This is a genomic window from Gordonia prachuapensis, from assembly GCF_036350515.1.
Lineage (GTDB): Bacteria > Actinomycetota > Actinomycetes > Mycobacteriales > Mycobacteriaceae > Gordonia > Gordonia prachuapensis.
Map to the genome: position 1 here is coordinate 42,520 of NZ_JAZDUE010000019.1, position 16,053 is coordinate 58,572.

The window sequence follows — 16,053 nt, forward strand, 5'->3', positions numbered from 1 at the left end:
ACAGAAGGAACTGGAAGGTCTGGCGACGCGCCCGATCAGTTCTTCACCAGCCCACCGTCGACGACGAGGTTCTGACCGGTCACCGCCCGCGACCACGGGGACAGGAAGAACAGCACGGCGTCGGCGAACTCTTCGGGCGTGGTCACCGACCGGAGCGGCGTGGAGTCGGCAATGGCGTCGAACACCCCACTCGGAGTTGCAGCGCTGGCGTCAGTGGTGCGCAACAGCCCTCCGGAAACCATGTTGACCGTGATGCCGTCGGGGCCAAGATCGTGCGACATCGTGCGGGTCAACGCGAGCAGCGCCGCCTTCGCCGCCGTGTAATCGTGATACGGCACAACCGGATTCTGCACCAGGTTGGTGCCGATGTTGACGATTCGACCACCGCCGGCCGACCGCATTCCCGGTAGTGCCGCCTGGATGACGTTGAGTGCGCCCCCGACGACGCCGCTGAACTGCGCGTCCAGCTCACCCCAAGAGAGATCGTCGGCGTGTGACCGATGCTCACCGTTGAAGGAGTAGTCCGGCAGCGCATTGTTCACCACTGCGGTAACCGGGGTGCCGAAATGCTCGCCCGCGGCGGCGACCATGTCACGCACCGCATCTCGATCAGTGACGTCGGCGCCGACGACGAATGCCTTGTCACCGATCTTGTCGGCCAAAGCCCGTGCCGCATCACCACTCCGGCGATAGTTGATGACAACGCGGGCCCCCTGGGCGGCGGCCGCCAGGACGATGTGCGCGCCGAGGCCGCGGCCACCGCCGGTGACCAGAACGACATGCTCAGAGGTGGGCACAGCAGACATTCGGACCATCCCTTCGCCGGTGCTAACCGGAGCAGGTTCGACGGGTGTGATCTCAGCCGACCCATGCCGGCACCCCGTGTCGCACCCCATCCGACAGCATCGGGTGGTCGAATGCAAGTTGCGATGGTGCACCGAGAACTACTGGCCGAACCCTTCCAGCAGCTCATCGACACGTTCGGCAACGGGCTCGCGACCGGTGAACAAGCCACCTCTAGGACGAACAGGGCCGTCGCTCAATGCTTCACGAAGCGCCTGCCGCACGACCTCGGCCTCGGAGACGGACCGCCGACGCGCTTCGACCTCGATGGCTCGCTTCAGGTCGTCCGGGACGGACAAGGTCATCGTGAACACAAAACGTATGGTAGTTCCGCTACCGCTCGATCGGCGCCTTGATAACGCCCACTGAACCGAGAACGGCGCCCGGTGGACCGGAAACGGCACCCACTCGACGGAAAGTGGCACCCAGTCGACCGAAAGTGGCACCCAGTCGACGGAAAACGGCGCCCAGTCGACGGAAAACGGCGCCCAGTCGACGGAAAGTGGCACCCAGTCGACAAGATGGACGCATGAGCTCTGCGCAGACCGGCCTGGCGTCGCCACGAGGGTGGACGCGTCGGCAGGCACTGCGCACGATGCTGCTCGCCGGCGCGGCCCTTCCGCTGGCGGCCTGCGGGTCGTCGACCAGCGAGGACGCTGGGCCGCGGCGCGCGTGGGGGGCGTACATCCCCAGCGTCATCCCTGCCTCCGACACATCCCCCTCCCCGATCGACCAGCTGGCCGCGCTCGCCGGCGCAGCGCCCGCGTACCTGCACCGCTTCGCCGCGATCGGCGACTCCGCCCCGACCACCGATCTCGACGCCATCGTCGATGCCGGGGCCACTCCATTGCTGACCCTCGAACCGTGGCGGCCAGACGGCGGGATCGTGCAGCCGCGATATACGTTGTCGCGCATCGCTGCCGGCGATTTCGACGCCGATTTCCGACGCTGGGCCGCCCAACTCGCCGAGTGGGGCCGACCCGTCCTGTTGCGTTTCGCGCAGGAGATGAACGGCACCTGGTATCCGTGGTCGATCGGGGTCAGCGGCAACACGGCGGCCGACTATCGCAATGCGTGGTCGCGGATGCGGTCCGTCTTCGGCGACGAGGGCGTCGAGAACGTGTCGTTCGTCTGGGCGCCCAACGCGCTGACCGTTGCCACCACCGACTTCGGCGACGCCTACCCGGGCGCAGACCACGTCGACTATCTCGCCCTCGACGGCTACAACTGGGGCGACACCCCCGGCCACCACTGGCAGCCGGCGGCAGACCTGTTCTCCCCCAGCCTCGCTCGACTCCGGGAACTCGACGCCGACCTGCCGCTGCTGATCACCGAGGTCGGGTGCGCCGAGGGTCCCGCACCGGAGATGAAGGCGGACTGGATTCGCGACTTCTTCGCCGTCGTCGACGCCGAGCCGCGGCTGAAGGCGTTCCTGTGGTTCCAGACCGACAAGGAACGAGACTGGCGATTCAACACCACGCCGGCCAGCACGCAGGCGTTCCGGCGTGGTGTGAGCTCCCTCGTAACCGGCTGACCGCGCCCTACTGGGTGTGTACCACCATCACCGGGCACTTCGTCACATGCAGCACCGACTGCGTGGTCGAACCGAGCAGCAGGCCACGGAATCCGCCGCGACCTCGGTTACCAAGGACCACGAGCTGCGCGTCGTCGGCCGACTTCACGATGCTCTGCGCCGAATTCTCGGCTTCCACAACGGTTGTCACGTCGACATCGGGATAGTCCGCGCGGAACTCGTCGACCAGGCCGGTCACCAACGCCTCCGCGTCGTCGTGCATCTGCTGCTGCGGCGGCAGATGCCGTCCGCCGATGACCTCACCCGACATGGCGCCGAAACCGTTGACTGCGACCAGCGACGTCGTCAACAGTTGTGCCTGCTGGAACGCTGCGGCGGTGGCGACGCGCGAGACCTGCGAACCGTCGACGCCCACCACCACAGGGCCGGCGGCATCGGCACGTGCCGTGGAGGGAACCACGACGACCGGGCAGTCGGCATGCGCGGAGATGTAGGTGCTCACCGACCCGAGCAGCAGGCCGGCGACCCCACCACGGCCGCGGCTGCCGACGACCAGCATCTTCGCCCGCGAGGACAGCTCCTGCAGCAGCAGCGACGGCCGGGACTCGATGACCTGGGCGGTGACCTCGACGCCGGGAGCGATTTCGGCCGCGACCTGCGCAGCCTTGTCCACCGCCTGCTGACTCTCGGAGCGCCAATTGTCGAGGAAACCCTGCGTGGGCACGATGGGCGGGTTCTCGAATGCGCACACCACCGTGAGCGGCAGCTTCTCTCGTCCCGCGGCACCGGCGGCCCATCGCGTGGCGATCAGTGCGTTCTCCGAACCGTCGACCGCGACCACGACCGCGTCGTCACCCAAAGCCATCAACCGTCTCCTTCTCGCATGGTGTCCGTTACGTCCGACCCCACCATCATCCCACCGACCACGGACCGGGCGGCTCGGCACTGCCATACCCTGGAACCCGTGGCAGCCGATCCCCGATCACATGAGCGCCGCGCCCTCCTGCTGAGCCTTGCCGTCACCGGCGCACTCGGCTCGGCCGCGCTGGTGTGGGGCATCATCAGCGGCTCGAGCGTCATCCTGTTCGACGGGCTGTACATGCTCGCCGGGATCGTGCTGGTGGCGGTGTCCCTCGTGGCCGCCCGCACCGCCGAGACGCGCCCGACCCCCGACTACCCGTTCGGCCGCCACGGCGCCACCCCGCTCGCGGTCTGTCTGCAAGGCGCTGCCTTGCTGGCGACGCTCGTATACGGCGCATCCGACGCCGTCGCCGTGATCGTCAACGGAGGGTCCGACGCATCCGCCGGCAGTGTGGTCGCCTACGGGATCGTGTCGGCGGCGTTGTCGTTGGTGGTGATGATCTTCCTGCGCGGTCCAGCCCGGCTGTCTCAGCTGGCGCAAGCCGAACTGGTGAGCTGGCGGGCCGGCGCGCTGCTGAGTCTCATGGTGGCTGTCGGCGGTGTCGTCGCCGTCATCATGCGACGGTCCGAGGCCGAATCGGCAGCTGCCTACGTCGATCCCGTCCTCGTCCTGATCGCATCGGCAGCGATCGCGCCGATGGCGACCTCCCTGCTGCGACAGGGTCTGCGCGAGCTGATGGAGGCGGCGCCACCCGCCGAACTCCGCGCGAACATCGAAGCGGCAGCCGCCGCGGCAGCCGCCGAATACGAGCTGCCGGACCCGATCGTGCGCGCCACTCGCCTCGGCCGGCGGCTGTACGTGGAAGTCGACTTCCTTGTGCAACCGGGTGATTGGCGGGTGGAGGACGAGGACCGGGTCCGGCGCTTCGTCGTCGACCGACTGGAATCGTCCGACTACCAGCTGTGGGCGACCGTGGAACTCAGTACTGATCCGACGTTGATCGAGGATTGAGCAGCGTCGGCGTCACATCTTGCGCGGATGCGACCGGTTGATCGACTTACGCAGGCGCCCCATCTCCTTCGCCGACCGCTTCGCCTCGGCACGTAGTCGGGCGTCGGTGCGGGCCGCAGCATGGGCATTCTCGCGCTGCAGCCGGTGATAGCTGTCGAGCCGACGACGAGGCAGGTCGCCGCCCTCGATCGCGGCCAGCACGGCACAGCCCGGTTCGGTCTGGTGCGCGCAGTCGGTGAAGCGGCAGCGCTCTGCCAGATCGGTGATCTCGGCGAAGGTCTGATCGAGGCCGTCGTCGACATCGTGCAGTCCCACGCCACGCAACCCGGGAGTATCGAGAAGGACGCCACCACCCGGTAGCGGCAGCAGCTCTCGCCACGCGGTGGTGTGGCGCCCTTTGCCGTCCGTGTCGCGAACAGTGTTGATCGCCAACAGATCCGCGCCCATCAGGCGGTTGCCGAGACTGGACTTCCCGGCGCCCGACCGGCCGAGAAGAACGACGGTGCCCGTGATCGCGCTTCGGACGTCGTCGATGCCCTCGCCCGTCGTGGCGCTGGTGACCAGCACGTTGACGCCGGGCGCGATGTCGGCGACCTCGGCCGCCTTCTGATGGGCATCGGGACACTGGTCTGACTTGGTCAGGATCACCAGCGGCATGCCGCCGCTCTCCCACGCGAGGGCGAGAAGCCGTTCGATGCGGGATTGTTTGAGCGGGTCGGCAAGGGAGACGACGATCGCCACGATGTCGACGTTAGCGGCCAGCACCTGCCCATCGGAGGTGCCCGACGCCCGGGCGCGGGTGACGGCGCTTCGTCGATCGAGGATTGCCGTGACGGTCGCCGCGGACTGCGCGGTGGCCGGATGCAGGGCCACCCAGTCGCCCGTGCACGGCGCGTGCTGATCTCCGGTCGAATCGGGCGGCACGGTGACCCGGATGAGACCGGCTGCGGTGACGACGTCGCACTGGCCCCGTTCGGCTCGCACAACCCGCCCGGGTACGCGGCCCTGCGCGGCGTGTTCCGCGAAGTCGTTGTCGCGCTGCTCGTCCCAGCCGTAGTCGGCGAGCGTCACAGAGTGTTCAGAAGATGAAGAAGACAATGTTGAGACCCTTGTCGAGATGGGCCTCGGATCCGTGAACGGATCAGATCGAGGCCCGATGAATGAGGATGGACCGTGCACCGCGCACAGCGGTGCTCGTCGGCGCGGTCATCGGCTCATCACTCCAAGGGTCGTCTGCTGACCAGTTGTCAGCGCGTGAGCGACGCTAGTACCTCCACTTTCGTCGACGCAAGGGGTTTTCCAGGGGACATCTTCCGATTCTGAAAATTGCCCCTTGCGGACATTTCGGACATAGGTTACTCTCGAACATACGTTCGGACTGCAATCGGGGGGTGCAGCAGGATGTCGGACATTGATTCGGTCACCGAGGTGGAAGCGCTGTATCAGCAGCTGCATGCCGTCCTCGATCAGATCCGCGCAGTCGACACCACACCGACGTCCGCCGACGCCATCATGAAGGTCGCCGAAGAACACGAGCGTGCCTACCGGAGGATGAGCGGCATCGGTCATCGCCGCGTTCTGGACGTGTCGGATCGTGGCCTGGTCGGCGAGCTCGGGTATCGCGGACTGCTCGACCTGATGTTGCATCGGCTGCGGATACCCGATGCGCGTCGCCGCATGAATCACATGCGCTTCGTGGCCGAGATGTATTCGCTGCAGGGCGAACTCATGGAACCGCGTTATGCGCATCTCGCCGATGCGATCGCCGATGGTGATGCCGCCCCGGCGCATGTCGACGTCGTCATCGAGACGATCCGCAAGATCCCGTCGTCCGTCCCCGCCGACGTCCAGAATGCGGCCGAGGCGTTGATGTCCGACTTCGCGCGCACGCTCACCCCGAAACAACTCACTGCCGCGGGAGTCCACCTCCTCGAGCGCATCGATCCCGACGGCTCACTCGTCGACGACGCCGACCGCAAGAAGCGTCGACAGATGAGCCTCGGCAACCAGGACTCGCAGTCGATGAGTGAACTCGATGCTGTCCTCAGCCCCAAGGCCCGAGCGATGCTCGAAGTTCTCTTCGCCGCGTGGGCCGCACCGGGCATGAACAACCCCGACGACGAGAACTCACCCAGCGGAGTCGAATCCGACGCCGACATCGAGAAACTGAAGGAAGCTGCGAAGCGCGACAGGAGAACGCCCGCGCAATGCCGCCACGATGCGTTCGAGGCGATGTTGAAGGCGGTCCTCGACGGCGGTGTCCTCGGCAAGAGTCACCGCGGTCTGCCGCCGCACCTGGTGGTGAAGATCGACGAGTCCGAGCTCCGCGAGCGCGCCGGCGTGGGCACCACCGCGACGGGTTCGCACCTGCCGATCAAGGATGTTCTCGAGATCGCCGCCGAGGCGCAGTGGCATCTGGCAGTCTTCAAAGACCATACGGCACAACCGCTTTACCTCGGCACGTCCAAGCGACTCGCCAGTCGTGCGCAGCGGCTGGCGCTCTTCGCGCAGCCCGGCGGCGGTGGGTGTTCCACGCCCGGTTGTTCGCAACCGATCGCGCATGCGGAGATCCACCATGCGGAGAAGGACTGGGCACAGGGCGGTCGCACCAACATCGACGAGACCGCACCGGCGTGCCCTCGCCACAACCGGATGGTCGGCCCCAATCCGGGCCAATGGACGACGCGCATCATCCGCGAAGGTCCGGATGCGGGTCGGGCGGGCTGGTCGCTGAATCCGGTGAGTGGTCCACCACCACCGCCGCGGGTGAACCGCATCCACGAGGTCGGCGAACTGTTCGAGCAGTACCTGCGCGGAGGGTCGATCAGTGATGCGCCGCGCCCACCGGAGGCGCCGTCACCGGCTCGACCGATCACGCCACCTCGAGGCGGGGTTCGGCCACGCCGTCGGCGGCGAAGAAAGCGCACGCTGGTTCGCCACGTCGGGCGGAACCCGCTTGATCGGCTGGGTCTGGGACTGGACTTCGGCCGATGACCGTCGATGCGAGCATGGTCAGATGACCATGCTTGCATCGAACGACCTACCGACCTGGCTGGCGGCGGCGAGCTGGGCGAGCGTCTCGGCTGGACTGATCTGTGCTGCGGCGCTCGCGATCGACGCATACCGCCGACCGCAGCCGATGGCAGTGATGAACCTGGTCTGGCCGATCTGCGCGCTGTTCGGGTCGGTGCTGTGGGTGATGGCCTACATCGCGTGGGGCCGGGCGCCGCGCCCGTCGGCTGAGTCGGACGGCCATACCGACTCCGACATGGACATGCCGCCGTTGGGGAGAGCGTCATCGCCAAGGTCGATGGGCAGCTCGGTGTTCGTCGGGACGAGCCATTGCGGCGCAGGGTGTACCGTCGCCGACCTCGTCGTCGAATGGCTGATCTTCACCGTGCCACCGGTGGCGATCATCGGTGGGATGGACTGGTTGTTCGACGACGAGATCTACGCGGGCTGGGTGCTGGCCTATGTCGCGGCACTGGCTGCGGGAATCGGGTTCCAGTACTTCGCGATCGCGCCGATGAATCGCGACCGCGGACGGGCAGCCAATCTGCGGGCGGCCGGGCGTGCGGACGTCTTGTCGCTGACCGCCTGGCAGATCGGGATGTACACAACGATGGGCGTCGCGCAGCTTGCGGTGTTCCCGGCCTGGCTGGGTGGTGCGGTGCCGACAGACACCCCGGTGTTCTGGGCGGTCATGCAGCTGGCGATGCTCATCGGCTTTGTCACGTCCTTCCCGGTGAACTGGTGGCTGATCCGGGCCGGCGTGAAAGAACGCATGTGATCAACGTCCGGTGTAGTCGAATCGCGCCTCGTCGAGCTGGCGGACAAGCGCGGGCTCCAGCACCTCGGCTGCGGTCGCGGTGAGATGCGAGTCGTCGCGATAGAAGAGGATCTTGTTGCGCGCCGGGAAGCACAGATTGTCGTCGCACAGTAGATCGTTCACGCCGATGGTGATGATGTCGGTGCTCTCCCCCGCCGCCTGCTGATCCAGGATCGGCTCGATGCGGGTGAAGCCGTCGAGCGGGAAGTCGCACTGGTGCCAGTTGTCCAACGCGCCGGACATGCAGTCGGCGATCTGGAACCCCGGGTACGGGGTGTCGGCGACGTAGACGATCTGGGCGCCGGTGGCGCGCAGCGTGGTCAGGGTGTCGTCCCAGGCGGCCTCGACCGCGGCCCGTTCGGGGACATATGTCGACAGCGACGACACGACGATGATCTTCGGCGCCAGAGATGTGATGTCCTGCAACGCGTCCGCCCGCCACTGCGTGCACTCGGACGTGGTGTACGGGTCGGGCACCCCCGGCCGAGGCCGCAGATTCTGCGCCGGGCAGGCGGCCTTGGTGAACTGGTGAATCTGCCAGCCGTGCGTGCTGCCGATACTGCGGATCGCCTCCGACCACTGGTCGGCGTGACTGTCGCCGAACAGCACCACCGGAAGACCGTTGTCGGGCCCGAAGGTGCAGTCGTGACCGGCTGCCTGCTCGCCGACCGGGATCAGACATTCGTGCGGTTCGGGCCGGTCGTCGTAGGCCTGGAAGGGATTGGGCACCACCGGACCCGCGGGCTCGGTGCTCTCCGAACCGAACACCGACTGGTAGCTGAGCGCGGCGTTGGCGACGGTGTCGCGGCTGGCGATCTGCACGGCCACGACGCCGGCGGTCATCGTCACGGCAAGACCCACCACCACACCGGTCACGCCCACCGAGATCGACGCCGAGGCGTTACGTCGCAGCTCACGGTTGTTGATGATCGGCTCTTCGAAGAACAGCGTCGACAAGGTCGCGATGCCCAGGGCCACCACGGATACGAGCAACAGTGCGGGCCAGGACGTTGCGCCGGTGACGGTTTCGAACAGCACGATCGCCGGCCAATGCCACAGGTACCAGGCGTAGGAGACGCGGCCGAGGAAGGTGAGCGGGGGTGTGGAGAGGAGGGTGGAGATGGTGGGTGTGCGGCGGGGGCGCAACTGCCCGGACGCGATCACCAGGGCGGCACCCATCGTCGGCAACAGGGCAGCGGTACCGGGATAAGGGGTGGTGGAGTCGATCGTCACCACGGCGACGACGATGCCCGCAAAGCCGAGCCAGCCGATCAGGATGGCGACCACCGCCGCGAGCCGCGGCGACTTCCACCTCAACGCGAACAACGGTGCGGCCACGGCGATCAGCCCACCGACACCGAACTGCCAGGCGCGGCTGTAGGTGGCCATGTAGGCGGCGGCCGGGTCGGTGGGGGTCAGCCGGATCGCCACCACCAGCGAGGCGACGGTGATCGCGCCGACCACCAGACCCACGGCCATCCGCATGGACACGTAGCGGCGCAGCGCAGTCCGCGAGGCCACCGCCGCGGCGGCGAACACCGCCAGCGGCCACACGAAATACAACTGTTCCTCGATCGACAACGACCAGAAGTGCGTCGCGAGACTGCCGTCGATGGCGCCGGCCAGATAGTCGGCGTTCTGCGACAGGAAGTGCCAGTTCGCCAATTGCGCTGCCGCAGCGAGCAGATCGATGGCCTGCTTGAACACCTTGAGCAGCGGCATCGTCAACGCGGCACCGATGATCGACACCACGATCACCAGAGCCGCCGCCGGGATGATGCGCCGTGCCCGTCGTGCGTAGAAGCCCTTGAACGACAACGACCCGGTGGTCTCGTACTCGCGGATCAACAGTCGGGTGATCAGGAACCCGGAGATGACGAAGAAGATGTCGACGCCGACGAATCCGCCGGTGACGAACGGGACGTGCGCGTGGAACAGCACCACCAGCAGCACCGCGATGCCACGCAGCCCGGCGATGTCGTCGAAGAAGACCTTGGCCGCCGGAGTGCGAATCGGTTCGGTCGGCGCATCGTGGGAGAGGGTCGTCACGCGCCCGCCCACGGCACCATGATGTCGAACCAGCCCAGGGCCAGGGCCGCGATGAACAGGATCGCGGACGTGTAGCCGATGACCTCCCAGATGGTGATGCGGTTCCAGTTGGTGGAGGTGGGGCGGTGGGGGGTTTGTTGGGGGTGTTGGTCTGGTTGGGGGGCCCTTCGTGATGGTCCTCCGCTAGCGCTCCGGACCTCCTCAGGGACCGGGGGGTGGGGGTCCTCAGGGACCGAGTGGTGACGGCCAGCGCTCCGGACCTCTTCAGGGAGCGGGGGTCGCGAGGGCAGCAGCACCCGGACGAACTCGAGCAGCAGGGGCGCGGTCAGGTAGGTGTAGGCGAGGACGAAGCCGACCATCATCCAGAAGTCGTCGAGCCCGTACACCACCACATCGCGAATGATGAACGCCCAGAACGCGACCAACGAACCGCCGAGGGCGACGGTACCGAGCCACGAGATGGACCGCGCCAGCGAGTTGCTCTTGCCGATCGCTCCGGTGGGCACCCAGTCGATCTCCCGCCCGATCACCTTGTGCCAGATGGCGATCGTGTGGGCGTAGCTGTAGGCGATCTGCACCCGCAGCACCTCGAACCGCCACCGGGTGCGCGACACCAGCGGGAACAGCACCACGTACACCCACAGGCCGAACAGGAACGGGACGAGTTGTTCGGGCCGCACGTCGTCGGGGTAGAAGGCCGCCATGATGATGCCGGGCAGGAACAGCAGGAAGACATTCATCGCGGTGGTCAGGTAGTAGAAGATGCCCGCCCAGTGGGCGAACCACTGCCGCAGGCGCATTCGTCGCGGCGATTCGATGTGGTCGTTGCGCAGCCGCGACAACGACCCCTGACACCAGCGGTACTGCTGATTGAGAAAGCCGGCGAGATCCGACGGGCACAACCCCCGGGACAACACCACCGGGACATAGCGGATCTCGTAGCCGGCCTGCTGCAGGTGGCGGCCGGTGTGCAGATCCTCGGAGTGTTCGATGGGGGCGAACCCGCCGACCTGTTCGAGCGCGCTACGCCGATACACCGCCGACGTGCCGACGCAGTTGGCCGCGCCGATCCGATCCCGGGACGGCAGCACCCAGCGGTAGAAGAACTCCTGGGTGGCGCCGGCGGTGCGCTGAATCCAGTGCATCGCCTCGGTGGTGTCGAAACACTGCGGGCTCTGTGCGATCGCGACCTGCGGGTCGTCGAGGTAGGGCACCAGGTGCCGCAGGAAGTCGGGGCGCGGGCAGAAGTCGGCGTCGAAGATGACGATCAGTTCGCCGGCGCTGATCGTGCACGCGTGGCGCAGGTTGCCCGCCTTGCGCAGGTGCCCGCGGTCGGGACGCACGACGTAGCGGAAGCCGTGGTCGGCGGCCAGCGCACGCACCTCGTCGCGGTCCGCGTCGTCGAGCACGAACACGGTCAACGGGCTCGACCAGTTCAGCGCGCCGACGTGCCGGTAGGTGTTGCGCAGGATGTCGAGACTCTCACCGCACGTCGGCAGGAACACATCGACGCTCGGGTGCCAGCCGTTGTGGTTCTGCCACTCGGTGATCTTCTCCTGGTGCGACCGCCAGGTGACGCGGCGCCGGTAGGTGCCGGTGAGTGTCGACAGAGTGTTCCCGATCACATTCGCGGCCAGGACGATCCACACCGGCCACAACAATGGGTGCCCGGTCGTGAACAGGATCATCGACCACGCGACGAGCAGAAAGGCGGAGATGAGCAACGGCTGAATCCAGCGCATCTGCGGGCCGAGGTAGTCGTACACCTCGTCGTCGGCGGGTGGTGACACTGCCTGCGGGTCGTATTCGGGCGCCGGGGGTTCCGCCTTGCCGCGACGCACCGGTCGGGTGGGCAGCGCGATCGGTTCGGTGTCGACGTCGGCGACCGCGATGCGCGCCGTGTCGTCTTCCCCGATCGTCAACTCCACGCGATCAGAATCGGGGAGGCGGGGCGACGACGCAAACCGCGCAATTGTGATCTCGAATGGCCCGCAGTGGCGGTATGCAACGCAACGGCTACCTTTCTTCTGTGAAATCGCGGCGAATGCTCGGCGTGGCGGCGTACGGAATCGCCGCCTTGCTGCTGATCTCCGCGTGCGCCGGCGACGGCTCGCCGGATGGGCAGACGACGTCGTCCGGGGTCGCGATCAGCACAGATGCCCGCGACCGGCAGGGCGAGGTGGTCGGCACCGAGCCCGGCCTGGAGCAATGGGCGGCGGCTCTTCCGGCCGGCACCCGCACCACCCGGATCGTCTACCGGTCCACCTCCGGTGTCGACGGTGCGGGAACCGCGGTCAGCGGCGCGATATTCATACCTTCTGATGAACGTCGTCCCGACGAGGGTTGGCCGCTGATCGCCTACGCGCACGGCACCACCGGCATCAGCCGGGACTGCGCACCGTCGGACCGGCCGGACATGTTCGGCGATCTCACCGCCGTCGACGACTTCCTGCGCCGCGGCTACGCCGTGGTGACCACCGACTACCAGGGCCTCGGCACCCGCACCGGCGACACACCGCCGCACCCCTACCTCGAACCCCACACGGCCGCATACAACGTCATCGATGCGGTGCGCGCGGCGCGGTCGGTGGAGCCCGACATCGGGCCGGAATGGTTCGCGGTCGGCGCATCGCAGGGCGGCGCGGCGGCGTGGGCGACGGCCGAGCAGTACGCGTCCTATGGCGAGGGCAGCGGCGACCTCGTCGGGGCGGTCGCGGTGGCGCCCCTGCTCGACGCGACCTATCTGGTCGACAACGCGCAGAACGGGCACCTCACCACCGCACAGCGCTACCTGTATCCGCTGCTCGTGCGAGGTGTTGCACAGTCCGATCCGCAGGTCACGACCATCGATCACCTGCCGGCCGGCGCGTCCCCGACCGCCGCGGGGTCGTGCCCGCTGGACGGGACCGCCCTCGCCACCCAACCGGCCGCTCCGGCGGCCGACGCGTTCGTCGCGGTGACGCCGGCCGCTGCCGAACACCTGCGGACCACGGTCGGGTCCTATGCGTTGCCGCAGGAGTCGACGGAGGTGCCGATCCTCGCCTTCTACGGCAGTTTGGACGACATCATCCCGCCTGACGTAATGCAGATCACATTGCAACGTGGCTGCAGCGTCGGCGATCAGCTCACGCGGGTTCGCCGTGAACGACAAGGGCATTCGCTGGATCCGGGGCCACTGATGGCGAAATGGATGAGCGATCGACTCGACGATGCGCCCGTACCGAGTGATTGCTGAGCGGAAACGGACAACTCACCGAGAAGTCGCGGCGGACCGCCCGTTACAGTGACACGGTCGGACCGGCGCTGAAGCAAACCGGCGCTGCAGGTCGGCGTAGTGGTTTGGGTTGTTTCGATTCGGGAGCGTGCGGGGATGCCGAAGGTTGTGAAGCGGATCTGGGATTCGGCTCCGCTGTGGGCGTGGATCGTCATGGCCGTGTGTGTGGTGATCCTGGTCGTCGGCCTGATCATCTCGTCGAACCGCACCGCGCCGACGTCCCCGTCGGCGGCCGAGACGCTGCCCACCACCAGCACCGCGATGCAGACCCCGGCGACCGTGGCATTCGTCGACGACGCCCGCGCCAACCCGGAGACCCCGAAAACGCTCGTGCTGCTGGGCGACTCGACGGGGGCCGACCCCAACGGGTGGGCGCCCGCGTTGGGCGAGTCGATCTCGCAGACGCTGGAGCGACCGGTGGCGACCCGCTACTGGAACTCGTCGACCGACAGCTACGGGCCGATGGTCGGGCTCGGCGACGGCCCCAACGGTCCCGTCGGGTACTGGAATGCCAGCGCCTCGGGCCGCGACGCCGACTACGCCCTCGACAACCTGGACGCGATGATCACGCCCGACGTGACGCCGGATCTGATCATGCTGAATTTCGGCCACACCCAGGACACCAGCCAGCCGCTCGCGCCGCAGCTGCAGCCGCTCATCGACGAGCTGCGCCAGCGCTATCCCGAGGCCGACCTCGTGGCCATCAAACAGAGTCCCGCGCAGGGTGCGGACACGTCCGCCCAGCTCGAGGGCTTCGCCGCCGCCATGGACGCCGAGGGCATCCAAGTGATCGACGTCAGTTCCGCCTTCCCCACCAGCTCCACCCAGCTGTCGGCGCTGCTGCGGGACAGCGTCAACCCGAACGCCGAAGGTCAGCAGCTGTGGACGCGGACCGTGTTGTCGGCGTTCGGGTTGCCGGAGGTGCAGTAGGGTCCTGATCCCTGAGGAGCGAGCTTGCGAGGGTCACGAAGGGCGGCCCTTCGTGACGATCCTCCGCTAGCGCTCCGGATCTCCTCAGGGACCAGGTGGTGACTCCCACCAGCGCTCCGGATCTCCTCAGGGACCAGGTGGTGACTCCCACCAGCGCTCCGGATCTCCTCAGGGACCGAGGGGTGACGTCAGGCCGCGCGAGCGGGCAACACCGACTCGATGGCGCCCCAGATGACCTGCGCCAGCGGCGTCGCGATCACCGCGGGGATGCCCTGCGCCTGCAGATACCGCGAGATCAGCGGCACGGTGACGATGGCCCAGTCGAAGTTGTCGAGGAAGTCGCCGATGATCGGGCCGAGTTCGGCGGACCCGCTCGAGGAACCGCTCGACGACCCGAAGGACGGGGAGTCGGTCTCGGTGTCGTCGGACTCCGTCTCCTCGGTCTCCTCCACCACCGGTGTGCGGTTGAGCGAGTCGAGAACCGCCTGCTTGATCGCGAGCTTCTGCGTCTCGGTCGGCGCCCAGTGGGCGGCGGACTGGGTGGCGGTGCCCGACGGCGCGGCGAGGGCCGGCGCGGCGGCCAGTCCCGTGACGCCGACCGATGCCGCGATCGACAGCGCGGCGATACCGGATGCGAGTTTCTTCTTCATGCAATCTCCCCGAAGATTGTGTGAACGTTATTGTCCCCGACAGGTTTTGCCAGGCGGTTGGAACCTATCAGCTAGCGGGGGCGCCTGCCGGAGCGGTGGCACGGCTCACAGGTGAACCATCGGTGACCGACTCGCGAAGTTTCGCCCGTTTGCATACGGGTACGCGTCCTGTGAACGACCTCTCACCCGATCGAAGGAGAGAACAGTGGGACAGCTCGACGGCAAAGTCGCCTTCATCACCGGTGCAGCTCGTGGCCAGGGCCGAGCGCACGCCGCAACCCTCGCAGAGCACGGCGCGGACATCGTCGCCGTCGACACCGAGGGCTCGCTGGCCAGCATGAACTACGACCTCGCGACCCGAGACGACCTCGAAGCCACCGCGAAAGAGGTGGAATCCCATGGTCGCCGCTGTTCGACGATCACGGCCGACGTGCGTGACACCGACGCCATCGGTAGCGCGGTGCAGCAGGCCCTCGACGATTTCGGCCGCATCGACATCCTGGTCGCCAACGCCGGCATCCACAGCATGGCACCACTGCACGAGATGGGCGACGAGCAGTGGCAGGACGTCATCGACACCAACTTGACCGGTGTCTTCAAGACGCTGCGCGCAGTCGCGCCGACGATGATCGAGCAGAAATCCGGCGCGGTGGTGTTGACGGCGTCGATCAATGGTCTCGAAGGCGGCCAGAACTACATCCACTATTGTGCGGCCAAGCACGGAGTACTCGGCGTGATGCGTTCTGCGGCATTGGAACTCGGACCACACCGAATCCGCGTCAACGCCGTCTGCCCCGGCGTCATCGACACACCGATGACGAACTATCAGGATGTCTACGACATGATGAACGGTGGCCCGGGCGGCGACCGCTCCAGCCTCGAGGAAGGCGCCACGGGCTACGGCATTCTCGACGGCCAAGGAGCACTTCCCGCCCAGGTGATCAGCGACGCGGTGCTGTGGCTGGTCTCCGACCAGGCGTATGCGGTTACCGGACAGGCCATCCCGGTGGACTCGGGCCATCTGGTGCAGCCCGGATTCAGCTGAGTCCGACGAGATCCAACCCGCACCCA

General features: G+C 67.2%; 14 protein-coding genes and 1 riboswitch. Of the genes, 7 read left to right on the plus strand and 7 right to left on the minus strand.

Annotated elements, in window-relative coordinates:
* Nucleotides 1–35: 35 nt before the first annotated feature.
* Entirely contained in the window at nucleotides 36–806 is a 771-nt protein-coding gene (locus V1Y59_RS19985; RefSeq protein WP_431309237.1) for a 3-oxoacyl-ACP reductase, read from the minus strand.
* Nucleotides 797–893: riboswitch (TPP riboswitch) on the minus strand. It overlaps the preceding gene by 10 nt.
* Nucleotides 894–944: 51 nt before the next feature.
* Nucleotides 945–1,148: a ribbon-helix-helix domain-containing protein gene (locus tag V1Y59_RS19990; protein WP_330506844.1), complete on the minus strand. Its 204-nt coding sequence runs from the start codon at nucleotides 1,146–1,148 to the stop codon at nucleotides 945–947.
* A gap of 224 nt (nucleotides 1,149–1,372) precedes the next feature.
* Here V1Y59_RS19990 and V1Y59_RS19995 point away from each other — a divergent pair, with 224 nt between their 5' ends.
* Nucleotides 1,373–2,377, plus strand: a complete 1,005-nt coding sequence (locus V1Y59_RS19995) for a glycoside hydrolase family 26 protein (RefSeq protein WP_330506799.1) — start codon at nucleotides 1,373–1,375, stop codon at nucleotides 2,375–2,377.
* Between the two features lie 7 nt (nucleotides 2,378–2,384).
* On the opposite strand, the gene V1Y59_RS20000 is transcribed toward V1Y59_RS19995, so the two are convergent.
* A complete protein-coding gene (locus V1Y59_RS20000) occupies nucleotides 2,385–3,242 on the minus strand; it encodes a universal stress protein (protein WP_330506800.1) in 858 nt (285 codons plus the stop codon).
* Nucleotides 3,243–3,341: 99 nt separating this feature from the next.
* Between V1Y59_RS20000 and V1Y59_RS20005 the strand changes: the two genes are divergently transcribed.
* The gene (locus V1Y59_RS20005) at nucleotides 3,342–4,250 is read left to right on the plus strand and encodes a cation diffusion facilitator family transporter (RefSeq protein WP_330506801.1); all 909 of its coding nucleotides are present in this window, start codon (nucleotides 3,342–3,344) and stop codon (nucleotides 4,248–4,250) included.
* 12 nt (nucleotides 4,251–4,262) lie between these two features.
* On the opposite strand, the gene rsgA is transcribed toward V1Y59_RS20005, so the two are convergent.
* Entirely contained in the window at nucleotides 4,263–5,321 is a 1,059-nt protein-coding gene (gene rsgA / locus V1Y59_RS20010) for a ribosome small subunit-dependent GTPase A (protein WP_330506802.1), read from the minus strand.
* Between the two features lie 330 nt (nucleotides 5,322–5,651).
* Between rsgA and V1Y59_RS20015 the strand changes: the two genes are divergently transcribed.
* Both V1Y59_RS20015 and V1Y59_RS20020 read left to right on the plus strand, forming a co-directional pair.
* A complete protein-coding gene (locus tag V1Y59_RS20015) occupies nucleotides 5,652–7,244 on the plus strand; it encodes an HNH endonuclease signature motif containing protein (RefSeq protein WP_330506803.1) in 1,593 nt (530 codons plus the stop codon).
* 22 nt (nucleotides 7,245–7,266) lie between these two features.
* On the plus strand, nucleotides 7,267–8,040 hold the full coding sequence (locus V1Y59_RS20020; RefSeq protein ID WP_330506804.1) for a DUF4396 domain-containing protein: 774 nt from the start codon (nucleotides 7,267–7,269) through the stop codon (nucleotides 8,038–8,040).
* On the opposite strand, the gene V1Y59_RS20025 is transcribed toward V1Y59_RS20020, so the two are convergent.
* Together V1Y59_RS20025 and V1Y59_RS20030 are read right to left on the minus strand one after the other, a co-directional pair.
* Nucleotides 8,041–10,128 (minus strand): acyltransferase family protein, encoded by a 2,088-nt coding sequence (locus V1Y59_RS20025; protein ID WP_330506805.1) that lies wholly within the window; start codon nucleotides 10,126–10,128, stop codon nucleotides 8,041–8,043.
* Entirely contained in the window at nucleotides 10,125–12,056 is a 1,932-nt protein-coding gene (locus V1Y59_RS20030) for a glycosyltransferase family 2 protein (protein WP_431309238.1), read from the minus strand. Before V1Y59_RS20030 ends, V1Y59_RS20025 begins: the two co-directional genes overlap by 4 nt.
* Before the next feature lie 101 nt (nucleotides 12,057–12,157).
* Here V1Y59_RS20030 and V1Y59_RS20035 point away from each other — a divergent pair, with 101 nt between their 5' ends.
* Nucleotides 12,158–13,363: an alpha/beta hydrolase gene (locus tag V1Y59_RS20035; protein WP_330506806.1), complete on the plus strand. Its 1,206-nt coding sequence runs from the start codon at nucleotides 12,158–12,160 to the stop codon at nucleotides 13,361–13,363.
* A 135-nt stretch (nucleotides 13,364–13,498) separates the two neighbouring features.
* On the plus strand, nucleotides 13,499–14,332 hold the full coding sequence (locus V1Y59_RS20040) for an SGNH/GDSL hydrolase family protein (protein WP_330506807.1): 834 nt from the start codon (nucleotides 13,499–13,501) through the stop codon (nucleotides 14,330–14,332).
* A gap of 188 nt (nucleotides 14,333–14,520) precedes the next feature.
* Here V1Y59_RS20040 and V1Y59_RS20045 read toward each other — a convergent pair whose 3' ends face one another.
* Nucleotides 14,521–14,982 carry a hypothetical protein gene (locus V1Y59_RS20045; protein ID WP_330506808.1) on the minus strand — a complete coding sequence of 154 codons (462 nt, stop codon included), beginning with the start codon at nucleotides 14,980–14,982 and terminating at the stop codon, nucleotides 14,521–14,523.
* Nucleotides 14,983–15,187: 205 nt separating this feature from the next.
* Here V1Y59_RS20045 and V1Y59_RS20050 point away from each other — a divergent pair, with 205 nt between their 5' ends.
* Nucleotides 15,188–16,027 carry a mycofactocin-coupled SDR family oxidoreductase gene (locus V1Y59_RS20050; RefSeq protein ID WP_330506809.1) on the plus strand — a complete coding sequence of 280 codons (840 nt, stop codon included), beginning with the start codon at nucleotides 15,188–15,190 and terminating at the stop codon, nucleotides 16,025–16,027.
* Nucleotides 16,028–16,053 lie beyond the last annotated feature (26 nt).